22 protein-coding genes are annotated in these 23,036 nt (G+C 71.9%); 12 read left to right on the plus strand and 10 right to left on the minus strand.

The window, feature by feature from the left end:
* Positions 1-216: 216 nt before the first annotated feature.
* Positions 217-618 carry a rodlin RdlB gene (gene rdlB / locus OIE75_RS12995; protein WP_307012189.1) on the plus strand — a complete coding sequence of 134 codons (402 nt, stop codon included), beginning with the start codon at positions 217-219 and terminating at the stop codon, positions 616-618.
* 54 nt (positions 619-672) lie between these two features.
* On the opposite strand, the gene OIE75_RS13000 is transcribed toward rdlB, so the two are convergent.
* The 6 genes from OIE75_RS13000 to mmsA form a co-directional block, all read right to left on the minus strand.
* A complete protein-coding gene (locus OIE75_RS13000; RefSeq protein WP_329470940.1) occupies positions 673-2,601 on the minus strand; it encodes an AMP-dependent synthetase/ligase in 1,929 nt (642 codons plus the stop codon).
* Positions 2,602-2,720: 119 nt separating this feature from the next.
* Positions 2,721-4,310: a vWA domain-containing protein gene (locus OIE75_RS13005; RefSeq protein ID WP_329470942.1), complete on the minus strand. Its 1,590-nt coding sequence runs from the start codon at positions 4,308-4,310 to the stop codon at positions 2,721-2,723.
* A 174-nt stretch (positions 4,311-4,484) separates the two neighbouring features.
* Positions 4,485-5,366 (minus strand): ABC transporter permease, encoded by an 882-nt coding sequence (locus OIE75_RS13010; RefSeq protein WP_122620033.1) that lies wholly within the window; start codon positions 5,364-5,366, stop codon positions 4,485-4,487.
* Positions 5,363-8,014 carry an alpha/beta fold hydrolase gene (locus OIE75_RS13015; RefSeq protein WP_329470944.1) on the minus strand — a complete coding sequence of 884 codons (2,652 nt, stop codon included), beginning with the start codon at positions 8,012-8,014 and terminating at the stop codon, positions 5,363-5,365. Before OIE75_RS13015 ends, OIE75_RS13010 begins: the two co-directional genes overlap by 4 nt.
* A gap of 113 nt (positions 8,015-8,127) precedes the next feature.
* On the minus strand, positions 8,128-9,555 hold the full coding sequence (locus tag OIE75_RS13020) for an APC family permease (RefSeq protein WP_329470945.1): 1,428 nt from the start codon (positions 9,553-9,555) through the stop codon (positions 8,128-8,130).
* Between the two features lie 289 nt (positions 9,556-9,844).
* The gene (gene mmsA / locus OIE75_RS13025) at positions 9,845-11,347 is read right to left on the minus strand and encodes a CoA-acylating methylmalonate-semialdehyde dehydrogenase (protein WP_307012200.1); all 1,503 of its coding nucleotides are present in this window, start codon (positions 11,345-11,347) and stop codon (positions 9,845-9,847) included.
* Between the two features lie 347 nt (positions 11,348-11,694).
* Between mmsA and OIE75_RS13030 the strand changes: the two genes are divergently transcribed.
* The 5 genes from OIE75_RS13030 (at position 11,695) to OIE75_RS13050 (ending at position 15,090) form a co-directional block, all read left to right on the plus strand.
* The gene (locus OIE75_RS13030; protein ID WP_329473980.1) at positions 11,695-13,158 is read left to right on the plus strand and encodes a condensation domain-containing protein; all 1,464 of its coding nucleotides are present in this window, start codon (positions 11,695-11,697) and stop codon (positions 13,156-13,158) included.
* A 223-nt stretch (positions 13,159-13,381) separates the two neighbouring features.
* Positions 13,382-13,606 (plus strand): hypothetical protein, encoded by a 225-nt coding sequence (locus OIE75_RS13035; protein WP_307012202.1) that lies wholly within the window; start codon positions 13,382-13,384, stop codon positions 13,604-13,606.
* Between the two features lie 59 nt (positions 13,607-13,665).
* Complete coding sequence (locus tag OIE75_RS13040; RefSeq protein ID WP_307012204.1) at positions 13,666-14,022, plus strand: hypothetical protein; 357 nt, start codon at positions 13,666-13,668, stop codon at positions 14,020-14,022.
* A gap of 153 nt (positions 14,023-14,175) precedes the next feature.
* Positions 14,176-14,511, plus strand: a complete 336-nt coding sequence (locus OIE75_RS13045) for a hypothetical protein (protein ID WP_329470948.1) — start codon at positions 14,176-14,178, stop codon at positions 14,509-14,511.
* Positions 14,512-14,754: 243 nt separating this feature from the next.
* Positions 14,755-15,090: a hypothetical protein gene (locus OIE75_RS13050; RefSeq protein WP_329470950.1), complete on the plus strand. Its 336-nt coding sequence runs from the start codon at positions 14,755-14,757 to the stop codon at positions 15,088-15,090.
* A gap of 171 nt (positions 15,091-15,261) precedes the next feature.
* Here the strand turns inward: OIE75_RS13050 and OIE75_RS13055 are convergent, their stop codons facing one another.
* The 3 genes from OIE75_RS13055 to OIE75_RS13065 all read right to left on the minus strand — a co-directional run bounded on the left by OIE75_RS13055 (position 15,262) and on the right by OIE75_RS13065 (position 16,627).
* Positions 15,262-15,540, minus strand: a complete 279-nt coding sequence (locus tag OIE75_RS13055) for a hypothetical protein (RefSeq protein WP_307012210.1) — start codon at positions 15,538-15,540, stop codon at positions 15,262-15,264.
* A gap of 143 nt (positions 15,541-15,683) precedes the next feature.
* Positions 15,684-15,965, minus strand: coding sequence for a hypothetical protein (locus OIE75_RS13060; protein WP_234960250.1), 282 nt, complete (start codon positions 15,963-15,965; stop codon positions 15,684-15,686).
* A 182-nt stretch (positions 15,966-16,147) separates the two neighbouring features.
* Positions 16,148-16,627 carry a hypothetical protein gene (locus OIE75_RS13065; RefSeq protein ID WP_307012212.1) on the minus strand — a complete coding sequence of 160 codons (480 nt, stop codon included), beginning with the start codon at positions 16,625-16,627 and terminating at the stop codon, positions 16,148-16,150.
* 468 nt (positions 16,628-17,095) lie between these two features.
* Here OIE75_RS13065 and OIE75_RS13070 point away from each other — a divergent pair, with 468 nt between their 5' ends.
* Positions 17,096-17,884, plus strand: coding sequence for a hypothetical protein (locus tag OIE75_RS13070; RefSeq protein WP_329470953.1), 789 nt, complete (start codon positions 17,096-17,098; stop codon positions 17,882-17,884).
* 76 nt (positions 17,885-17,960) lie between these two features.
* Positions 17,961-18,233, plus strand: a complete 273-nt coding sequence (locus OIE75_RS13075; protein ID WP_122620022.1) for a hypothetical protein — start codon at positions 17,961-17,963, stop codon at positions 18,231-18,233.
* Between the two features lie 103 nt (positions 18,234-18,336).
* Here OIE75_RS13075 and OIE75_RS13080 read toward each other — a convergent pair whose 3' ends face one another.
* Positions 18,337-19,086, minus strand: a complete 750-nt coding sequence (locus tag OIE75_RS13080) for a chaplin (RefSeq protein WP_329470955.1) — start codon at positions 19,084-19,086, stop codon at positions 18,337-18,339.
* A gap of 408 nt (positions 19,087-19,494) precedes the next feature.
* Between OIE75_RS13080 and OIE75_RS13085 the strand changes: the two genes are divergently transcribed.
* The 4 genes from OIE75_RS13085 to OIE75_RS13100 all read left to right on the plus strand — a co-directional run bounded on the left by OIE75_RS13085 (position 19,495) and on the right by OIE75_RS13100 (position 23,029).
* A complete protein-coding gene (locus tag OIE75_RS13085; RefSeq protein ID WP_161326861.1) occupies positions 19,495-19,686 on the plus strand; it encodes a helix-turn-helix transcriptional regulator in 192 nt (63 codons plus the stop codon).
* Positions 19,687-19,752: 66 nt separating this feature from the next.
* The gene (locus tag OIE75_RS13090; RefSeq protein WP_329470957.1) at positions 19,753-20,322 is read left to right on the plus strand and encodes a GNAT family N-acetyltransferase; all 570 of its coding nucleotides are present in this window, start codon (positions 19,753-19,755) and stop codon (positions 20,320-20,322) included.
* A 114-nt stretch (positions 20,323-20,436) separates the two neighbouring features.
* Positions 20,437-20,676, plus strand: a complete 240-nt coding sequence (locus tag OIE75_RS13095; protein ID WP_122620018.1) for a heavy-metal-associated domain-containing protein — start codon at positions 20,437-20,439, stop codon at positions 20,674-20,676.
* Between the two features lie 85 nt (positions 20,677-20,761).
* Positions 20,762-23,029 carry a heavy metal translocating P-type ATPase gene (locus OIE75_RS13100; RefSeq protein WP_329470959.1) on the plus strand — a complete coding sequence of 756 codons (2,268 nt, stop codon included), beginning with the start codon at positions 20,762-20,764 and terminating at the stop codon, positions 23,027-23,029.
* The last annotated feature ends 7 nt before the right edge of the window (positions 23,030-23,036 follow it).

Raw genomic sequence — 23,036 nt, forward strand, 5'->3', positions numbered from 1 at the left:
AACCCGGTGCGCGATGATTGGTTTCGGGCGTTCACCCGGTTGGGCCCCCACCGGATCCCGGAACAGGTCACTCGGATCGCCGGAATACCGGTGGAATCAAGGAGCCGTACAGACTTCCCGTGTCCGCCGACCGAGTGAACGGGAGAAACCCGGCCGGACTCGTGGAGTTGACCAGGGCGCTCCGGTGGACGGGGTTTCCTCAGAAAGGACTGGCCAGTGATCAAGAAGGTAGCCGCCTACGCGGCGATCGCCGCCTCCGTCATGGGCGCCTCCGCTGCCGCGGCCCCGCAGGCGATGGCGATCGGCGACGACAGCGGGCCCGTCTCGGCCAACGGGAACGGGGCCTCGCAGTACTTCGGCAACTCGGCGACCCACGGCAACATGAGCCCGCAGATGGCGCTCATCCAGGGGTCGTTCAACAAGCCGTGCATCGCGGTCAGCGACATCCCGGTCAGCGTCGTCGGACTGGTCCCGATCCAGGACATCCCGGTCCTGTCGGACGACCTGAACCAGCAGTGCGCGGAGAACTCCACGCAGACCAAGCGCGACGGTGCGCTGGCCCACCTGCTGGAGGACGTGTCGATCCTGTCGGCGAACGGCGAGGGCGGCAAGGGCTGACATCGGCCGAGGGGCGGGCCGCCGGGCACAACGGCGGTCCGCCCCTTTCGCGTGTCAGCGCCCGGGCGGCGCGTACAGGGCCTCGATGTCGTCCGCGTACGCCGCGACGGCCGCGTGCCGCTTCACCTTCAGCGACGGGGTCAGCAGCCCGTTCTCCTCGGTGAACTCGCCCTCGACCAGCCGGAAGGCGCGGATCGACTCGGCCCGGGAGACCGCCGCGTTGGCGTGGTCCACGGCCTTCTGGACATCGGCCCGCATCCTCTCGTCCCGTACGACCTCGGACATCGGGGTGTCGGCGGGCAGCTTGCGCACCGACAGCCAGTGGGCGACGGCGTCCGGGTCGAGGGTGATCAGGGCGCCGACGAACGGGCGGTTGTCGCCGACGACGAGGCACTGCGCGACGGGCGGGCGGCTGCGCAGGCGGTCCTCCAGGACGGCCGGGGAGACGTTCTTGCCGCCGGAGGTGACCAGCAGGTCCTTCTTGCGGCCGGTGATGGTGAGGTAGCCGTCGTCGTCGAGGGAGCCGAGGTCGCCGGTGGCGAACCAGCCGTCGGTGAGGGCCGCGTCGGTGGCCTCCGGGTTGCCCCGGTAGGCGCCGAAGACGATGCCGCCCTTGACGAGCACCTCGCCGTCGTCCGCGATGCGCACGGAGGTACCGGGGACGGGCGGACCGACGGTGCCGGGACGGGGGCCGAGCGGCGGGACGATGGTGGCGGCGGCGGTGGTCTCGGTGAGGCCGTAGCCCTCGTAGACCATGATTCCGGCGGCGTAGAAGAAGAGGTTGAGGTCGCGGTCGAGCGGGGAGCCGCCGCTGATGGCGTAGCGCATGCGGCCGCCCAGTTCGGCCCGCACCCGCCGGTAGACCAGCAGGTCGTACAGGGCCCAGCCGGCCCACAGGCCGAGGGCGGGGCCCTTGCCGCGGCCGAGGAAGCGTTCCAGGTGGGCGCCGCCGAAGCGGACGGCGAGGCGGTGGGCGCGCTCGAAGGAGGCGCCGCGGCCGATCTTCTCGGCGGTCGCCCGGCCGGTGTCGTGGATCTTCTCGAAGAGGTACGGGACGCCGACCAGGAAGGTGGGGCGGAACGACTTGAGCGCGGGGCGCAGTTCGTCGGGCCTGATGCTCGGGAAGTGACCGATCTCGATGCGGGCCAGCAGGCAGGCGATCTGGATCGTGCGGCCCAGGATGTGGGCGAGCGGCAGGAAGAGGAGCGTCGAGGCGGTCTGGCCGGTGACCTCCTTGAAGATCGGGTGCAGCAGCTCGACCGTGTTGGCGGCCTCGGCGTGCAGGTTGGCGTGGGTGAGGACGCAGCCCTTGGGGCGGCCGGTAGTGCCGGAGGTGTAGCAGACGGTCGCCACCGCGTCCGGGGTCAGGGCGGTGCGGCGTTTGGTGACCTCCTCGTCGCTCACGCCCAGGCCGAGGGCGGTGAGGTCGGCGAGCGCGCCCGCGTCGAGTTCCCAGACGCGCGGGCGTTCGGGGTGGGCGGCGGTGCCGGCCAGGACGGCGGCGGTGTTGGCGGCGGTCTCGGTGACGAGGTGCCGGGCGCCCGAGTCGCGGACGATCCACTCGACCTGGTCGGCGGAGGAGGTGGCGTAGACGGGGACGGTCTGGCCGCCGGCCGCCCAGATCGCGAAGTCCAGGACGGTCCACTCGTAGCGGGTGCGGGACATGACGGCGACCCGTCCGCCCGGTTCCAGGCCGGCCGCGATCAGGCCCTTGGCCACCGCGGTCACCTCGCGGGCGAACCCGGCCGCGGTGACGGGCCGCCAGGCGCCGTTCTCCTCGCGACGCAGGACCACCGCGTCGGGGGCCTCGGCGGCGTTGGTGAACGGGATGTCGGCGGTGCTGCCGGTGGCGGGACGGGGCGCGAGGGGTGCGGTGCGGGCCTCGCGGACGGCACCGTAGGCGTCCCTGACGGTCTCGGTGCTCGCGCGGGACACCGGGCCACCGCGGTTTCTCGCCCGTTTCAGGTCCTTGCGTACGCCCATGTCGGCTCCCGGTCGCTGATCGGCTGGCGTTGTGTCGTGCGCACCCAGACTTGCTTACTCCTGAGTAAACTTACTCAAGAGTAAGCATAGGTCAATGGGTGCGGCCGGACCGAGGCGCCTCAGGTCAGCCGGTTCGCCGTGCCGATCGCCTCGGCCAGTCGCCGGACGTCCTCGTCCTCGGTACGGCCGGCCAGAGAGCCGGCGCGCTCGGCGAGTTCACCGAGGCCGGGCGCGCCCGGCAGGGAGCCGTGTCGGGTGTCGCCGTCGTAGGAGGACGAGGAGGACGAGGAGGACGAGGACCGGAGCGCGTCCGCGAAGTACGCGGCGGTCGCGGTGACCCGCAGGCCACGGTCCGCCTCCCAGACCGAGTCGCCGAGGGCGTCGGTCTCCACGTCGCCGGACTCCTCGTGCGGGGTCCGGCTGTCGGGGTCGAGCCAGCGGACGGTGGCCGTCGCGAGGTGTCCGTCGGCGCCGGGCCGGGTGCGCACGGCGTACAGCGCGGTGACGGTGTGGCCGGGGCCCACCTCGCCGCCGTCGACGCGGTCGTCGCGGAAGTCCTCGTCGGGCACCTGCCGGTTGTCGTAGCCGACGAGGCGGAACTCGGCGACCGTCTCCGGGTCGAAGGCGACCTGGGCCTTGGCGTCGCGGGCGGTCAGCTCGATGTGGCGCGGGAGTTGCTCGCAGAAGACCTCGCGGGCGTCCTCGGCGTCCGAGACGTACGTGGTGTGGCCGTCGCCCTTGTCGGCGAGGCGTTCCATCAGGGCGTCGCCGTAGTCGCTGCCGACGCCGACCCCGAAGAGGGTGATGCCGTGCTCGCGGCGCTCGTCCGCGATGCGTTCGAGGATGGTGTCCGCGTCGGTGTCACCGGTGTTGGCCAGGGCGTCGGAGACGAGGACGACGCGGTTGGTGGCGCCCCCGCGGCGGCCCTCGACGGCGGTGTCGTAGCCGGTCTCGACGCCCGCGCCGAGGTTGGTGGACTCGGTCGGCTCCAGGCTGTCGATCGCGTCGTGGACCCGGCCGCGGTGATCGCCGAGCCGGGTCATCGGCAGCACCGTCTCGGCCTCGTCGCTGAAGGTGACGAGCGCGACCGAGTCGTCGTCGCGCAGCTGGTCGGTCATGGTGGCGAGGGAATCCTGGGCGAGGTCCAGACGGCCGGGCTCACCCATCGAGCCGGAGACGTCGATGACGAACGTCAGTGCGGCGGGCGGGCGTTCGCCGCGCTGCTCGGCGGTGCGGGTGGCGAGGCCCACGCGGACCAGCGACCAGTCCTCCTCCTCGGTGCGGGCGCCGTCCACGCTCACCGTGAAGCCGTCGCCGTCGGGACGGTCGTAGTCCTGGCGGAAGCTGTTGACGAACTCCTCGGGCCGGACCGTCGACGGGTCGGGCAGCCGGCCCTCGGAGAGGGTGCGGCGGGCGTAGCCGTAGGAGGCGGTGTCCACGTCGAGGGCGAAGGTGGAGAGGTGATCGGGGTCGGGGGCGACCTCCCGGGAGTCGCCGTTGCCTTCCGTCTCCCCGGCCTCCCCGGTGGATGTGCCGCCGCGTGGGCCGTCGGGCGCGGGCGCGTAGCCGCCGCCCCGTGAGTCGGCGGCGGTGTCCTTCGCCCCCTGGGCCGCGTCGTCCCCTCCCCCGCAGCCGGTGAGCAGCAGGCCGCCCGCCGCCGTGAGCGCGAGCAGCGCGCCGACCGGCCTTCGTGTCCGGTACCGCTTCATCGTCCCTACCCCCTGGTTCCGTTGACCGACGTACGTGACTGTGACGGCGGAGCGGGGCGGAACGTGCGGGACGGGGCGTCACGGGTGCGTCTCGAAGTGGGCACGGCGGCGTGCCGGCGAGACCGGTGGGTGACCCTCCGGTGACCGGACCGAAGTACGGCCGGGCCTGTCGGCCTAGGAGACCACGTCCTTGCGGGAGAAGTTCCTGAAGGCCAGGGCGAACAGGACCAGCGCGTACGTCACCGAGAGCGAGGTGCCCTGGATCAGGCGGGTCCAGTCCAGCTCGGGGCGGACCGTGTCCAGCCAGGCGTACTGCCAGTGGGCGGGCAGGAAGTCGCGCCAGTCGCCGAGGGCGGTCACCTCGTCCAGGACGTTGCCGATGATGGTCAGGCCGACCGCGCCGCCGACCGCGCCGAGCGGGGCGTCCGTCTTGGTGGAGAGCCAGAACGCCAGCGCGGCGGTGACCAGTTGCGAGACGAAGACGTACGCCACCGTGAGGGCGAGGCGCTCGGCGGCGGTGCCGGTGGGCAGGCTGCCGCCGGTGGGCAGTTCCAGCGGGCCCCAGCCGTAGGCGGCGGTGCCGACGGCGAGGGCGACCAGGGGCAGCAGGACGATCGCGGCGAGGCTGAGGGTGAGGGCGACGACCAGCTTGGACCAGAGCAGGCGGGCGCGGGGTACCGGCGCGGCGAGCAGGTAGCGCAGGGAGGACCAGCCGGCCTCGGAGGCGACCGTGTCCCCGAAGAACAGGGCGACGGGCACGACGAGCAGGAAGCCCGCGGAGGCGAACAGGTTCACCGCGGCGAAGTTCGCCCCCGACGCGGTGGCCGAGTCCATCAGGCTGACCTGGTTGTTCGACCCGCCCGGCTCGCCGCCGATCCGGAAGGCGACGAGGAGCACGAACGGGAGGGCGAAGAGGATGCCGCCCATGACGAGGGTGCGCCGCCGCTTCAGCTGCCGGACCATTTCGACCCGGACGGGCAGCGTGCGGCCCGCGCGGTAGCCCTCGGCGACCTCCTGGGCGCCGGTGGGCTCGGCGCGGTCGGCCAGCGTGCTCATGCCGAGTCTCCGATCAGGGTGAGGAAGGCGTCCTCAAGGCGCCGGTGGGGGCCCACCGACTCCACGGGCACGTCCAGGCGGACGAGTTCGGGGATGAGGTCGCGGGCGGTGCCGGTGGAGTCGAGGCGGACCAGGAGGCCGCCGTCGGTGACGGCCGCCGAGGCCACTCCGGGCAGCGCGGCGACCTTCTCGGCGAGGGGCGCGTCCACGCGCGTGCGGGTGCCGACCAGCAGGGTGTCCCCGGAGCCGACGATCTCGCCGACCGGACCGGCCTGCACGAGCCGGCCGTGGTCCATCACCACCAGGTGGGTGCAGCTCTGTTCGACCTCGGACAGCAGGTGGCTGGAGACGATGACGGTGCGTCCGGCCGCCGCGTAGCGGATCATCACCTCGCGCATCTCGCGGATCTGGGGCGGGTCGAGGCCGTTGGTCGGCTCGTCCAGGATCAGCAGGTCGGGCAGGCCCAGCATGGCCTGGGCGATGGCCAGGCGCTGGCGCATGCCCTGGGAGTAGGTGCGCACCGCGCGGGCGAGCGCGTCGCCGAGGCCGGCGATCTCCAGGGCCTCGTCGAGGTGGGCGTCCTCGGCCGGGCGTCCGGTGGCCCGCCAGTACAGCTCCAGGTTCTCCCGGCCGGACAGGTGGGGCAGGAAGCCCGCGCCCTCGACGAAGGCGCCGACCCGGGAGAGCACCGGTGCGCCGGGCGCGATGGCGTGGCCGAAGACGCGGATGTCGCCGCCGTCCGGCGCGATCAGGCCCATCAGCATGCGCAGGGTCGTCGTCTTGCCCGCGCCGTTCGGTCCGAGGAGGCCGAGCACCTGGCCCTTCTCCACGCGGAAGGACAGGTCCCGTACGGCGTACCGGTCGGCGGACTTGGTGTACCGCTTGGTCAGGCCGGTGATCTGGAGGGGTACGTCGGCCAGCGCGGGGTCGGGGGGCGGGGCCGAGGTGCGGCGACGGGCGGTCAGCAGCAGGGCCGCGGCGACGGCGGCTCCCGCGAGGGGCGCCCACCAGACCCAGGCGGGCAGCCCGGCCGTCGCACCGGTGTCACCGAGGGCAGTCGGTACCGACAGGCCGCCCTCGAGGGAGACGGTGTAGGTGGCGGGGGCGGCCGGTGAGGCGTAGCCGAGGTCGGTGGAGGCGAGGACCAGGCGCAGCTTGTGGCCGCGCTCCACCTCGTGGTCGACGGCGGGCAGGGTGACCGTCACGTCCTTGCCGGCCCTGGCGTCAGCCACCTGCAGCGGCGTGACCAGTTGCGAGGGGAGCACCTGCTGGGCGCCGCCGGGGCCGACGTCGTACACCTTGGCGAAGAGCACGGCGTCCTCGGCGGTGGACTGCACGCGGACGGTCGCGGTGGGCGAGCCGGTGATCTGGAGGTCCTCGCGCAGGGGCGCCGACTCGAAGGCCGCGTACTGGCCGGGGAAGTCGAGGGAGATGCCGACGCCGAGCGAGGAGAGCTGGGAGAGACCGCCGGAGCCGCCGATGCCGGGCAGGGCGGAGACGGCGGGCGGGGCGGCGCCCGCCGGGTTCTCGAAGGTCTGCTCGCGTCCGCGCAGTTCGATCGCGCGCGGCTCGCGGCCGAGGCCGGGGTAGGAGTCGGCGCTCACGCCCTCCAGGCGGGGCTCGCCGTCGCCGCTGCCGGTGCCGACGGTGCGGGAGACGCGGAAGGCGGGGCCGGTGCCGGCCGACTCGTCGCCCTTCAGGTAGCGGTCGAACCACGCGTCGGTGCGGGCCTCGACGCGGTCGGTCTCCATGTCGCCGCCGTCGTGGCCGCCCGAGACCCAGTCGACGTCCACGGGGGCGCCGTTGGCGCGGATCGCCTTGGCGGCGGCGTCGGCCTGGCCGAGCGGGAAGAGCGAGTCGGTCTGGCCCTGGGCCAGCAGTGTGGGTACGTCGATCCGGTCGCCGACGGCCTGCGGGCTGCGCGCCTGGAGGAGCTTCACCGCCGCGGCGTCCGGCTCCCCCTTCTCGGCGACGCGCTGGTACATGCGGCAGAGCGCGGGCTCGAACTTCTCGCAGCCGCCGCCCATGTTGACGAAGATGCCGGCCCAGAGCTTCTTGAAGACGCCGTTCGGGAAGAGGGCGTCCGCCAGGTTCCAGTACGTGATGGCGGGGGCGATGGCGTCCACGCGGTCGTCGTGCCCGGCGGCGAGCAGCGCGACGGCGCCGCCGTAGGAGCCCCCGGCCATGCCCACGCGGGGGTCGCCCTTGCCGTCCAGCCGGACCTCGGGCCGCCCGGCGAGCCAGTCGATCAGCCGGGACACGTCGGCGACCTCGCCGTCCGGGGCGTTGAGCCCGATCTTCCCGGTCGACCTGCCGAAGCCGCGCGCCGACCACGTCAGGACCGCGTACCCGTCCTGGGCGAGGCGCTCCGCCTGGTCCCGGACGTCGGCCTTGCTGCCGCCGAAGCCGTGCGCGAGCAGGACCGCGGGGCGACGGCCGTCGGAGCCGGCCGTGAAGTACGAGGTGTCCAGGCGCACTCCGTCGCCCACTTCCACGACCCGGTCGGCGCGGTGCACCGGGGGCGGGTCGTCGCCGGCGACGGCCGTCCAGGTCCCGGCACCGGCGAGCACGACGACGGCGGCCGCGGCGGAGAGTATCCGCCGCGGCCCCCGTAGCAGCCCTCGCACGCGGGGCAGTCGAAGATCCATGCGTCAACGGTACGGGCAGCCGCCGACAACCGAGGCCCTCCCGGGGGTGAACCACCGCCCCTCCCAGGGACGTACGGGCGCGGTGGCGCGTACCGCGGGCGCGGTAGGCCGGGTCACGGCCCGGCGGGGTCCCCTACGTCGTCGGGGACGGAGACCAGCCAGCGGGTGTCCCGGCGCGGGCGCAGGTACAGGGCCCAGTACAGGGTGGCGACGGCCGTGATGCCCCCGGTCCACAGCAGGTGGGCCGCCTCCTGCTGGGTCAGGACGTAGGCGAGGACCGCGACGAGCAGGAGGGGCACCGCCGGCCACAGGGGCATGCGCCACGCGTGCGCGTGCCGGTGGACGCCGCGCCGGGCGAGCAGGGCGGCGACCGCCACGAGCAGGTACATGCCGGTGACGGAGACACCGGTGACGCCGTACAGGGTGTCCAGGTCGACGAAGCACAGGGCGGCGCCGGGCACGCCGACGGCGAGGGTGGCGACCCACGGGGAGCCGAACCGGCCGAGCCTGGCGAAGAGCCGGTTGACCGGCGCGGGCCACGCCTTGTCGCGGGCGGAGGCGAACAGGACGCGCGAGTTCTGGATGACCATCACGATGCCGGCGTTGATGATGGCGAGGGCCACGCAGAGGCTGACGAAGGTGCCGACGGCGGAGTTGGACCAGGCGGTGACCATGGCACCGATGTCGCCGCCGGTCAGCTCCGCGAGGTCGGAGGCGCCGAGGGTGATGGCGACGACCGGGACGAGGATGATCACGGCGGAGATGCCGAGCGTGGCGAGCACGGTGCGGGCGACGTTGCGGCGCGGGTCCTCCAACTCCTCGGAGAGGTAGACCGCGGTGGAGAAGCCCTGGGTGACGAAGAGGGCGATGGCGAGCCCGGAGACGACCAGCATCCCCGTCACGGGGTCCGCGCCGCCGTCCGCGCCGCCCACCTCCATGGAGGCGAGGCTGCCGAGGCCGCGCTCGCCGTGGGCGAAGCCCAGCACCGCGACGACGGCCGCGGCGATGACCTCCAGGACGAGGAAGACGCCGGTGATCCAGGCGTTGGCCCGCAGGTCGAGCAGGCCGGCGAGGGTGGCCAGCGCCATGACGCCCGCGCCCGCGAGGGACGGGTCGAGGTGCACGACCGGGGCGAGGTAGTCGGCCGTGCCCATCGCGATCACCGGCGGCACGATCATGACGACCAGCAGGGACAGCACGAAGACCAGCCAGCCCGCCAGCCGACCGGCGAGGGTCGACACCATGGCGTACTCGCCGCCCGCGCTGGGGATGAGGGTGCCCAGCTCCGAGTAGCAGAACGCCACGGCGACGCAGAGGAGGGAGCCGACGGCGATGGTCAGCGCGGTGGCGGTGCCGAGCGAGCCGAACAGGTCGGGGACCACCACGAACAGCGTGGAGGCGGGGGTCACGCAGGAGAGCGTGAGGAGCGTGCCGCCGACGACCCCGATGGACCGCTTCAGCGTCCGCGACCGGTCCGGATGGTCCCCGAGGTCCTCGGGTGCCGTCGCGGCGGTCTGGGCGGGACGGAGCGTGTCGGTCATACGCGGTTTCCGATCGACTCGTGCGGCACGGTGCGCGGCGGAGCGCCACCGCCTCCGGTTCGCTCCCGCGGCAAGATGGAATACCGACGGAAACCAGTGCGTCAATGGCTGTTCATCTACGGAATCCGTCGTCTGAGACGCGCAAAGCTTTCGAAAACGGCATCAGATGCATAGGCCCAGCGGCCATACCGGGTGCGCGGGATCCGTTGCGGACGGAGGGAAAAAAATACGGCCGTCCGAATAACGGACGGCCGTACGGGGCTTCCCCCGGGCTTTCCCGGGGAGTGCCTCAGTGGTTGCGCGGGAAGCCCAGGTCCACGCCGGCGGGGGCGTCGGCCGGGTCCGGCCAGCGGGTGGTGACGACCTTGCCGCGGGTGTAGAAGTGCGTGCCGTCGTTGCCGTAGACGTGGTGGTCGCCGAAGAGCGAGTCCTTCCAGCCGCCGAAGGAGTGGTAGCCCACGGGGACCGGGATCGGGACGTTCACGCCGACCATGCCGGCCTCGATCTCCAGCTGGAAGCGGCGGGCCGCGCCGCCGTCCCGGGTGAAGATCGCGGTGCCGTTGCCGAACGGCGAGGCGTTGATGAGGGCGACGCCCTCCTCGTAGGTGTCCGCGCGCAGCACGCACAGCACCGGGCCGAAGATCTCGTCCTGGTACGCCTTCGCCGTGGTCGGCACCCGGTCGAGCAGGGAGATGCCGATCCAGTGGCCGTCCTCGTGGCCGTCGACCGTGTGACCGGTGCCGTCCAGGACGACCTCGCAGCCCTCGGCCGCCGCGCCCTCGACGTAGGAGGCGACCTTGTCGCGGTGCGCCTTGGTGATGAGCGGGCCCATCTCGGACGTCGGGTCGTTGCCGGGGCCGATCTTGATCTTCTCCGCGCGCTCGCGGATCTTCTCGACCAGTTCGTCGCCGACGGCGCCGACCGCGACGACCGCGGAGATCGCCATGCAGCGCTCGCCCGCGGAGCCGTAGGCCGCGCTCACGGCCGCGTCGGCCGCCGCGTCGAGGTCGGCGTCGGGCAGCACCAGCATGTGGTTCTTGGCGCCGCCGAGCGCCTGCACGCGCTTGCCGTTGGCGGAGGCGGTGGTGTGGATGTAGCGGGCGATCGGGGTCGAGCCGACGAAGGAGACGGCCTTGACGTCCGGGTGCTCCAGGAGTCGGTCCACGGCCACCTTGTCGCCGTGCACGACGTTGAAGACGCCGTCCGGCAGCCCGGCCTCGGACAGCAGCTCGGCGATCTTGACGGCCGCCGACGGGTCCTTCTCGCTCGGCTTGAGCACGAAGGTGTTGCCGCAGGCGATGGCGAGCGGGAACATCCACATCGGCACCATGGCCGGGAAGTTGAACGGCGTGATGCCGGCGACCACACCGAGCGGCTGGCGGATCGAGGACACGTCGACGCGGGTCGCGACCTCGGTGGACAGCTCGCCCTTGAGCTGCACGTTGATGCCGCAGGCCAGGTCGACGATCTCCAGTCCGCGGGCGACCTCGCCGAGCGCGTCGGAGTGCACCTTGCCGTGCTCGGCGGTGATCAGCGCGGCGATGTCGTCGCGGTGCGCGTCCAGCAGCGACCGGAACTTGAAGAGGATCGAGGTGCGCTGCGCCAGCGAGGACTGGCCCCAGGTCAGGTACGCCTCCTTGGCGGCGGCGACCGCGGCGTCCACCTCGTCGACCGAGGCGAAGGCGACCTTGGTGGTGACCGCGCCGGTGGCCGGGTCGGTCACCGGCCCGTACGTGCCCGAGGCGCCTTCGGCGGACTTGCCGCCGATCCAGTGGTTGACGATGTTCGTCATGACCGAGAACTCCTTCACAGATGGCGGCGACGGGTACAGACGTGCCGTTCGTACAGCTCAGGGCCTTTGACCACGGACGGTCCGGTCGCGGTCTCGGCCATGTCTCCATCTCACCAGGCGTGGGCCTTCCCACGCGCCCGACACAGTGTCTGCGGTTTGGGTGCGGGCGTAGACACATGTCGCGGGCGTACGGCAGGGCGGGGCACCGTGGGCGCTCGCCGCGGACGATTCGGCTCGTTGTTCGGAGCGTCGCTCGTTGTACTGGAATGCGGGCGACACAGTGGTCGTCGCGTGTACGGGGCGCCGCCTTGATCAAGCTGGTGTCTTCTGCGAATGGAGACGCCGTCATGCGAGTTTGCGACATTCAGCGGTGTGAGGTGCGGCCGGGGCGGCTGGTCGAGTTCACATTCAGTGAGGCGACCGTGGGGGCCATGGCGTCACTGGCGCCGGACCCGCGGCCGCCGGCGTACATCCAGGAGTCGCACATCAGGACAGCGCGGTCGGTGCGTGAGGGTGGGTTGTTCGTGCCGACGTGGCTGGGGGCGGCGTTCGATCTGCCGGGCCGGGTGGATCTCGATGTGCTGGAGCGGGCGTTGCGGGGCTGGACGCTGCGCCATGAGACGCTGCGCAGCGGCTTCAGGTGGGCCGGTGACGAGATGCAGCGGTTCACGCTGCGCGAGGGCGATGTTTCGCTGCGGCGCGAGGTGGTCGGTGACTTCGCGGACGCGGGCGCGCTGGTCCGCTATCTGCAGAACCGATTCGACACGGCAGCGGACGCGCTTCGCTGGCCGAACCTGATTTACACCGCGGTCGTCCGGGACGATTCCACGAGCGTGTACATGGCTTTCGATCACACGAACGTGGATGCCTACTCCCTGCAGCGCATTCCGGAGGAGATCCACGAGCTGTACACGGCGGGTCTCACGGGGCGGCCCGTGGCCGGGATGCCGAGGGGGAGCTATGTAGATTTCTGCCGGCAGGAGCGGAGGGACGCGGACGGGATCGGCGACACCCATGCGATCGTCGCGCGCTGGCGGGAATTCATCGGCCGATGCGGTGGGCGGCTGCCGGCGTTCCCCGTCGACCTCGGCCTGCGGCCCGGTGATGTGCTGCCTGCGCAGAAACTGGTGTGTGAGCCGCTCGTCGACGCGAACGCGGCCGCGGCGTTCGAGGCGTACTGCCGGCCCTACGGCGGCAGCCTGGTGGGGATCCTGGCCGCGACGAGTCTGATCGTCCACGAGCTCGGCGGCGAACCCGTCTACCGCACGGTCGTGCCGTTCCATACCCGGCTGAAGTCGGCGTGGTCGGATTCGGTGGGCTGGTACGTCGGTGGCGCGCCCATCGAGGTGCCCGCGGCGCGGGACTTCCGCGGGGCGCTGGAGACGGTTCGCGCCGAGTTGCGGGCCAACCGGTCGCTGGCGCGCATTCCGCTGGCCCGGGTACTGCCGCTGCTGGGCGCGGATTTCCGCCCGACCTCGCCCGACTTGTACTCGATCGTGTCGTACGTGGATGCCCGCCTGCTCCCCGGATCGTCCCGCTGGACCGAGAGCAAGGCGTACGGGCTGATCAGGGTTTCGTACGGCGACCAGGTGTGCGTATGGGTCAACCGGCTGCACGAAGGGCTGTGGTTCGCCTGCCGCTACCCGGACACCGACATCGCTTACAAGAACGTGCGCCGGTACGTCGAGAGGCTGCGGGACGTGATCGCGTCCGTGCCCACACATGACGCCTCTCCGCCGCCCAGCCGGCGCCCCGTTGACACAACGCCACTGTCTTTGAGCGGTGTTGGTGCGGCGCCAGGACGCACGTGACAGTCAATTCACACGATGTGAATGCATCTACTGCAGAGCAACCCAGCTTTTAATACGGGGATTTACCGCCACCCGGTGACACCGTCAATTCGTTGTCTCCCGAGAGGGACGGGCGGCATGGAAGGCCCTTGATTACTGATAGCGTTCGGCCAGTCACGGTAGGCAATCAGCCTCTCTGTACGAGCGGAAATCCGAGGGTCTTATGCGCAAGCTTCAGCATGTCGTGATCGCAGCAGTGGCGGCGGCGGGTGGCCTGTCCGCCGCCGGCGCCGGCACCGCCGTCGCCGACACCTCCGACAACGCGCCGAAGGTGTACGACCTCTACCGCCCCTACCAGGAGTGCAGCCCGCAGACGGTGTCCCAGAACGACATCCCGATCGGCGTGCTCGGCATCGCCGGGACCCTGGACACGACCTGCGACCAGTACAACAACGACTTCTCCGGCTGAGCCCGGCCCGCCCGGTGTCCGGGCACACCGGGGCACTCCTACGAAGGAAAGCGCATCACATGTTCAGCGGGAAGAAGATGACGGCGGTCACGGTGCTCGCCGGCGGCCTCGCCATGGCCTGCGCCGGCCTCGCCCACGCGCACGCCGCGAAGGACCCGGGAGCCTGCACTCGCGACCTCTTGGGTGGCTTCACCTGCAGTCAGCGGATCCACGGCCAGCTCTCCGAGGACGGTGAAGTCCCCCACCAGGAGACGTGCACGCCGGTGCAGCCCCTCACGTTGCCTGCCGCCCTGGGCCAGGGGCAGCTGCAACTGGGGCCCAAGGTGACCTGTTCCCCCACCACCACGGGAGCGACCGACGAGGTCGAGAGCGGACAGGGACCGTTCGGCCTGCAGTCCCAAGTCCTGCATGGGTGACCCTTCCGGCAGGCATCGCGCCTGAGCGGGCGACACGACGCATGGGTCGACACGGCGCGTAAGGCACAGATCCCGACATATGACGAAATGCGTGTATAGGCTAACGCTCAGTAGTCAAGCCGGGCTTCGTGCCCGAGTACGGAAAGGTCACTCATGCGTAAGTTTCAGCGTGCCGCGGTCGTAGCCATGGCGGTTGCGGGGCTGTCGGCGTTCGGTGCCGGGGCCAGCTTCGCCGGTGAGGGCGACGCGCCCGCGCCGGTCACCGCCGTGGCCAACTCGTCGGCCAACGCGCTGGCGGTCAGCGGCGGTTACTACTTCGCGCCGCCGGCTCAGCCTGAGGCCGCACCTCAGGCCGCGCCGCAGGCTGAGCCTCAGGCCGCGCCGCAGGCTGAGCCTCAGGCCGCACCTCAGGCTGAGCCGCAGGCCGCGCCGGAGCAGGAGCGGCACGCCGGGCCCGAGCAGTACGGCCACGAGGGCGAAGGCCAGTAAAGACGTTACCGGGAGTTCATACTCTCGGTGCCGCCACGGGCTCACCGGCCCGTGGCGAACGCAGCCCGGACACGCCACGGTTGATCAGTGCGCGCGTCCGGGCTGCGGCCAATTCGGCCGCCGGTCGCAGCTGACAGCGCGTCCAGGCGCCGACTGATCGGTTCCGACACCTTCACGGGCCCGGGCGCACACCGGTCAACGGCAACCAGCGCCCGGGCCCTATCCGGTAAAGGAATGCAGCACATGTTCACTCCGCGGAAGATCGCCGTCATCTCGGGGATCGTCGGAAGTCTCGCCGCCCTCTGTGCCGGCGCCGGGCACGCGTACGCGGACGGAGGCGCCGGTGACTGCGAGAGCAGGGACGGGGTCTGCGTCCGCAAGAGCGAGACTCGCGTCGACAAGGACGGCGAGCACGTCCTCAGGCAGGATCAGCGCTGCTCGACGATCGACCGGCCGAACGTGGTGTTCCAGGAGCACCAGCTGCTCGGCGACGGAGGGTCGGCCGGCGCCGGGCCGGTGGTGGACTGCTCCAACACGGCGAAGCTGCCGAAGGGGTTCAAGAAGCCGCACTTCGCATGAGCGCTGCCGGCGAATGCCGGGCCGGGATCATTCCCGGCCCGGCATTTTCTTTGCCCCCCCCCGCAGCCATGGCGACGCGAACGAGCGCCGGCGCCAAAGGGGCGCTCCGCCCATGCAAAAGCGGGCGCCCCGTAACCGGGACGCCCGCAGCCCACGTCTGTGGGCCGGCCTTCAGCCGCCGACCGCGTTGTTGCAGCCCATCGTCGAGCCCAGGGAAGTCTGCTGCGCGCCCGGGTTGCCCTCGCCGTTCAGCAGGTTGCCGCCCAGGCCGTTGCCGATGCCCACCTGACCGAGGATGTCGATGTTGCTGTCGTGCGACCCACAGCTGCTGCTCTGGCTGATGGTGTAACCGCCGTTGCCGCCCTGGTCGGCATGGGCTGTGCCGACACCCAGGAGCCCAGCGCTCCCGAACGCGGCGACGAGGACGGCGGCCATGCGGAGGTTGTGCATGTCATCTCCGGTGGAGTGAGGTGGAGAACAATCGGCTTTACTACGGCAGCGAAGGCCGATGCGAAAACGGTCCCGGCGCCCTGCCCTGAGGGCCCGGTGCCGGGACCGTTCGCCGACCGACGCCGTGGCGTCGGCCCGGAAGGTCAGAAGGCGCTGTTGTTGCAGCCCATGGTGGAGCCGAGGTGCGTGGACTGGGCGCCCGGGTTGCCCTCGCCGTTGAGGCCGTTGCCCAGCAGGCCGTTGAGGATGCCGACCTGGCCGAGGACGTCGAGGTTCAGGTCGTGCGACCGGCACTGGGAGCTCTGCGAGATCTTGAACTTGTCGCCCTCGCCGCCATGGCCCTGGTCGGCGTGGGCCGTGCCGCCCACGAGCCCGATGCTGCCGAGCGCGGCGACCAGGACGGCAACGTTGCGAAGCTTGCGCATTTCATCTCCGGTGAGGTGAGTGGGTGCGATCCGGGAGAGATCGACTTTGTACAGTTACAGGAGATTAATGCGACATAAGAACAAAAAGTGCAACGACGCGCCGTTTTGGATGCGAAGTGGTAAATGCACCCAAAAGACGTATCGCGCACTGCCGGGCCCCCGACGCCCGGCCGCCGACTGCCCTACTGCGCCTGCGCGCTGGCCAGGGAGTTCGCCTGGCTGTTGGCCTGGGTGCAGTCGACGCCCCGGGTCTGGGAGGCGGCGAGCAGCGCGACCGGCACATTGGCGGCGAGCAGGTTCTGCGGGCTGCACTCCTGGGACGGACGGAACAGGTTGGCCTGTTGCACCGGACCACCCTGCTTCGGCTGCGGGGCCTGCGGAGAAACCTGGGGGCTGATCTGCGGGTTCAGCTGAGGGTTGACCTGCGGGCTGACCGTGGTACCTCGCTGGGGAGCCGCCTGCTGCGGCGCCGGCGAGCCGTACGACTGCACGGACGCCTGCGCCGAACTGGCCGAGGCTGCCTGGGCGTCCGGCTGCGAAACCGGCGTCGGCACAGCCCCGTTGTGGCCGACCGGAGTCACAGCGGCGCTGGGGCCGGCCCCGGCGGCGGTCAGACCGCCGGCCGCTGCGACGATGAGCGCGACGTGGTGAAGCTTGCGCATGAAATCCTTTGGCCCTTCATTGACCTGTGCACGGACTTGGCGAAATGCCGGATGCGGCAGTGCAGTTGAGCTGCTCTGCTGCCTTGGACGGTTGCGATGAACCGTCGTTCCTGCCCCGTGCGGAACGAGGTGGGCGAGAGCCCGGATACGGGTGACGCGCTGCCGTCACCCGTTTGACGCAAAGGCGCACGGGCCTGCCACCAACTCCTTTTCAAACAGCGGCAAATGGGTGACGGACTTCCATGTGCCGTGACCAGGACGAGGAAACCCTCGTTCCCCGTGGGGAGGGCAGCGGCCGTGGACCTGAGCAGGGGAGAAGGGGATTCGCTGCTGACTCCGACGCAAAGTCCGTGTGCTGCTCACTGTGACCGCTGCTGACGATGCGGTGCGAGTACCGCGCCGAACTGCACGCGTGACGCGCTGAATTCAGTGGATTTCCAGTTCAGGTATCGAAGGGCCGAGGGTTTCATGCGCAAGCTTCACAAGGTCGCGCTCGTGGTGGCAGCAGCCGGCGGTCTGACCGCCGCCGGCGCCGGCGCCAGCCACGCCGCACCCGTCGGACAAGTCGGTGCCACTCCAGCATCGGCTCCTGACTACCCGGCCACGCACGCCGCCCCGCCGCCCCAGCCGAGCGGCCCCTACGCCGCGGCCGGGACGCAGGGAACGGCTCAGGCCACCGCCCAGCCGTACGCTCAGCCGGCACCCCAGCCGGCGCCTCAGCCGTACGCCCAGCCAGCACCGCAGCCGGCGCCTCAGCCGTACGCCCAGCCGGCACCCCAGCCGTACGCTCAGCCGGCGCCTCAGCCGGCACCCCAGCCGTACGCCCAGCCAGCACCGCAGCCGGCACCCCAGCCGTACGCTCAGCCGGCACCCCAGCAGACGGGTCACGCCTACGCCGCGGCCTCCTCGCAGGGGACGGCACAGGCCTCCACCTCGCCCTACCAGCCGCAGGCGGCCCCCATGCAGGCGGCTCCCGTGCAGGCGCCCCAGGCCGCCCCCACGCAGCCGCAGGTCGTGCCGCAGGTCGTGCCACAGGTGATGCCGCAGGTCGCCCCCCAGGTGGCCATGCCCCAAGGCTTCGGGGCAGAGCCCCCGACGCAGGTCGCCCCCCAGTTGAACCCGCAGGTGAACCCCCAGGTGAACCCGATCCTCAACCCGCACATCTCGCCGGCGGACGCACCGCAGCTGTCGCCGGTCGGCCTCGGACAGGTCGCGGCGCCCCCGCTCGGCCAGCTGGGGCTCCCCCGACTCGGCTGACGGCCCTCCGGCGCAGCCGCCCGCAATCGTCACTCCTCTGTTCTGACACCCCATCCGCTCGACCAACGGAGAACCCATGCGTACGTTCCAGAAGGCAGTCCTCGTGAGCGCCCTGCTCGGTAGCGTCGGTGCCCTCAGCGCCACCACTGCCGTCGCCAATGACTGGGGCAGCGACCTCGACATCACGCAGGGCACCGAGTGCCGTTCGCACGACATGAACATCGAGGTGCTCGGCAGCGTCGGCGCCCTCACCGGCCTGGCGGGCAACATCCTGAACGGCGAAGGCAACCCGGGCGCACAGCAGAACCACCTCGGTTCCGACATGGGCTGCAACAGCCAGGCGCTCTGACGTCTCCCCCGGCCAAGCGCCGGGGTCAGTGCGGCCGCAACACGCCATGGGCACCGGAAGGATTCGACATCCCTTCCGGTGCCCATTCGGTGCTGCGTCCGGGTCAGCGGGTGGGGTCCGGGCGGAAGCGGCGGTACAGGACACCACCCGCGATGAGAAGCGCGGCACTCCCGGCGACGGCGCCGACCGTGAGGTCCGCTCCGGTGTGAGCCAGCACGGGCGCGGCCGACTCGGAGCCGGGCTGTGTCCAGGCGTGGACCGGCGTCTCCGGGGCCGGGTTGCCCGGGACCGCACGCTCCGGGGCGGCAGGCTTCGGGGCCGGGGTGTTCGGGGTCGGGCGGGCCTGGTCGTCGCGGCCGTTGACCGACTCGTTTCCGAAGACCGGGTTGCCCAGGCCGACCACACTGACACTGTTCCCGGACACGTTCACCGGCAGGTCGACCGGGAGTTGAAGACCGTTGCCGGAGAGCAGCCCGGGCGAATCGGCGGTGTGGCTCTGAGCCGACGCCCCGCTGGAGGCCGCCTCTCCGCCGTTCTCCTGGGAACTGCCGCTGGAGGCGGCCGATCCGTTGCCGCCCCGCGAACTACCGGTCTTCGCGCCGTTCTTGTTCGCGCAGGAGTTGCCCGCGGCCGGGTTGAGCAACCCCGCGACGTCCACCGTGTTGCCGCAGATGTTCACCGGCACCTCCACCGGGACCTGGATGGCGTTGCCGGAGAGCAGCCCGGGCGAGCCGCCCGCCGCAGCGTCGGCGCCGGCTCCGTCGGCCGCGAGGGCGGAGGACACCGGTAGTGCCAGCGCCATCACGCCGGACGCAGCGGCGGCGAGTACACCGTTTCGGGTAGCCAGTCCCATGGGTTTTTGCCTTCCTGACGATGCGCGGGCACTCACCCGCACCCCGTGAAACGCAAGGGATCCCAGCAGAGTTATGGGTACCGCCTTCGATGCCACCCTCGGGCACTAGTCTTCAGGCCCCCTCGCCGCTCGAACGCAGTTGGAAAGGGGCCCCCGCCCGCTGTTTCCCAACAAGCCGAAAAGCGGCGGATATTACTGAGCCGGCCACGACCGTGTCACAAGTACCACCGTCGTGTCACAACTGTCGCGCCCCCACGGACCTTCCGTCACAAGCGCGCACGGACCCTCTCCGGCCATCACTCCCAGTCGTTCACCCGGCACACGCTTGGTGATCGCCAGCGCAGTGCCCGGCTCCCCCCGGTGGCCGTCCCCGGCCACCGCCGCGGCGCGCGCGGGGAGGTGCGACTAGTGACCGACCGAAGGCTCTGGTCCTACAAGGACATCGCGGCCCACATCCGGGTGCAGCCCGACACCGTGCGGTCCTACCGCAAGCACGGACTGCTGCCGCCGCCCGACCACGTGGAGGGCGGCAAGCCCTACTGGTACGCGGACACGATCCGGGCCTGGGTGGCGTCCCGGCCGCGCAACCGGAACCGGTAGCGGGGCCGGGCCGCGCGGGAGAAAACCGTTCTGTGCCCCACCGCCGCGTGGGGCACAGTGCCGCTCATGGACTTCTCAGCGAAACCCGTCCTCACCGGCGAGCGGACCGTCCTGCGGCCGTTCACCGCGCGGGACGCGGACGTGATGTGGGAGATCGTCAACGACCCCGAGGTCGTCCGCTTCACGTTCGAGCCCGGCACCGAGATCACCCGGGAACGGCTGCGCTCATGGTACGGCGTGCGCACCGCCGACCCCGACCGCCTGGACCTCGCCGTCACCGACCGCGCGACCGGCGAACTCGTCGGCGAGGTCGTCCTGTACGACTGGGACCCGGCCGCCCGCAGCTGCACCTTCCGCACCCTCATCGGGGCCCAGGGCCGCGGCCGGGGTCTGGGCAGCGAGGCGACCCGGCTCATCGTCGGCCACGCCTTCGAGCGGGTCGGCCTGCACCGCGTCCAGCTGGAGGTCTACGCCCACAACCAGCGGGCCCGCCGGGTGTACGAGAAGGCCGGTTTCGTGGTGGAGGGGATACGCCGGGAGGCGGCCCTGCGCGACGGCGTGTGGGTGGACGACGTCCTGATGGCGGTCCTCGACCACGAGTGGGCCGCGCACGGAGGCGTCGCGGGTGACGGGTGAGGCCGGGTGAGCCCGGGCGAGGTCCGCTTCTATACCCCCTAGGGGTACAGTGGGGGTAAGTGGTCCACGCGGACCACGGGTACCGCCGTGCACACCCCGACGAGGAGTAACGACATGACCGCCCAGACCGACACCCAGGGCTCCGTCACCACCGTCTACAAGGTGAGCGGAATGAGTTGCGGACACTGCGAGGGAGCCGTCTCCGGCGAGATCTCCGAGATCGCGGGCGTCACCTCGGTACAGGCCGTCGCGTCCACGGGCGAGGTCACCGTCGCCTCTGGGGCACCGCTGGACGACGACGCCGTACGCGCCGCCGTGGACGAGGCCGGCTTCGAGCTCGTCGGCCGGGCCTAGCACCGGCGCCCCGGCGCCCCGCAGCAGCCACCGTCCCTCCGGCCGGGCCGCGCACGGTCCGGCCGGCCCGTCTGGAGCCCGGACCATGACCAGCACCACCGCGGACACCGCCACGACCGCCCAGGCCGCCGAACCCGACCTCGCCGAGGTCGAGCTGCTCATCGGCGGGATGACCTGCGCCGCCTGCGCGGCCCGGGTCGAGAAGAAGCTCAACCGCATGGACGGCGTCACCGCCACGGTGAACTACGCGACCGAGAAGGCCCGGATCACCCACCCGGCGACCACCAGCGTCGCCGACCTGATCACCACCGTCGTACGCACCGGGTACACCGCCGAGGAGCCCGCGCCGCCGCCGGAGCCCGAGAGTCCCGAGGGCGCGGCGGCGTCCGGGCCCGCCGCCGATCCCGAGTCGGCCGCACTGCGCGGACGCCTGATCGTCTCCGCCCTGCTCGCCGCCCCCGTGGTGCTGCTCGCGATGGTCCCGGTGCTCCAGTTCGACAACTGGCAGTGGCTCTCGCTCACCCTGGCCGCGCCGGTCGTCGTCTGGGGCGGGCTGCCCTTCCACCGCGCCGCCTGGACCAACGTCCGGCACGGTGCGGCCACCATGGACACGCTGGTCTCGCTCGGCACGCTCGCGGCGTTCGGGTGGTCGCTGTGGGCGCTGTTCTTCGGGGACGCGGGCATGCCGGGCATGCGGCACGGCTTCGACCTCACCGTCTCCCGCACCGACGGCGCCTCCGCGATCTACCTGGAGGCCGCCGCCGGGGTCACCGTCTTCCTCCTGCTCGGGCGCTGGCTGGAGGCCCGCTCCAAGCGCCGGGCCGGGGCCGCGCTGCGGGCGCTGATGGAGCTGGGCGCGAAGGACGTCGCCGTCCTGCGCGAGGGCCGCGAGGTGCGGATACCGGTGGCCCGGCTGGCGGTGGGCGACCGGTTCGTCGTCCGGCCGGGCGAGAAGATCGCCACCGACGGGACGGTGACCGAGGGCGCCTCGGCGGTGGACGCCTCACTGCTGACCGGCGAGTCCGTCCCGGCCGACGTGGGCGTCGGCGACGCCGTCACGGGCGCCACGGTCAACGCCGGGGGCCGGCTGGTGGTCGAGGCGACCCGGGTCGGCGCGGACACCCAGCTGGCCCGGATGGCGCGGCTCGTGGAGGACGCGCAGAGCGGCAAGGCCGAGGTGCAGCGGCTGGCCGACCGGGTGTCCGGGGTCTTCGTGCCCGTCGTGCTGCTGATCGCGGCCGCCACCTTCGGCGGGTGGCTGGGGGCGACCGGGGACACCGTCGCCGCGTTCACCGCGGCCGTCGCCGTACTGATCATCGCCTGCCCGTGCGCGCTGGGTCTGGCCACGCCGACCGCTCTGATGGTGGGCACCGGCCGGGGCGCCCAGCTCGGCATCCTCATCAAGGGGCCCGAGGTCCTGGAGTCCACCCGGCGGGTCGACACGGTCGTCCTGGACAAGACCGGCACCGTCACCACCGGCCGGATGTCCCTGCACGAGGTGTACGCCGCCGAGGGCACCGGCGAGGAGGAGGTGCTGCGGCTCGCGGGCGCCGTCGAGCACGCCTCCGAGCATCCGGTCGCCCGCGCCGTGGCGGCCGGCGCCGAGGAGCGGGTCGGCCCGCTGCCGGACGTCGGGGACTTCGTGAACGTCCCCGGGCGCGGCGTGCGCGGTCGCGTGGAGGGCCGTGAGGTGACCGTGGGGCGCCTCCACGACGAGCTGCCGCCCGAGGTGGCCCGCGCCAGGGACGAGGCCGAGAGCAGGGGCCGTACGGCCGTCGTGGTCGGCTGGGACGGCGCGGCGCGCGGGGTCCTCGCCGTGGCGGACGCGGTCAAGGAGACCAGCGCCGAGGCGGTGGCCGAGCTGCGGCGGCTGGGCCTCACGCCCGTGCTGCTGACCGGCGACAACCGGCGCGTCGCCGAGTCCGTCGCCGCCGCCGTCGGCATCGACGAGGTGATCGCCGAGGTGCTGCCCGAGGAGAAGGTCGCCGTGGTGGAGCGGCTGCGGGCCGAGGGCCGTACGGTCGCCATGGTCGGGGACGGCGTCAACGACGCGGCCGCGCTGGCCACCGCCGATCTGGGGCTGGCGATGGGCACGGGGACGGACGCGGCGATCGAGGCGGGCGACCTGACGCTGGTCCGCGGCGACCTGCGGGTGGCGGCGGACGCGATCCGGCTGTCCCGGCGGACCCTCACGACGATCAGGGGAAACCTCGTGTGGGCCTTCGGCTACAACGTGGCCGCGCTGCCGCTGGCCGCCGCCGGGCTGCTGAACCCGATGATCGCGGGGGCGGCGATGGCCTTCTCCTCGGTGTTCGTGGTCACCAACAGCCTGCGGCTGCGGGCGTTTCACTGAGGTCTCG

Origin of the sequence: Streptomyces sp. NBC_01723, assembly GCF_036246005.1 — a bacterium.
In the GTDB taxonomy this organism is placed as follows: Bacteria; Actinomycetota; Actinomycetes; order Streptomycetales; family Streptomycetaceae; genus Streptomyces.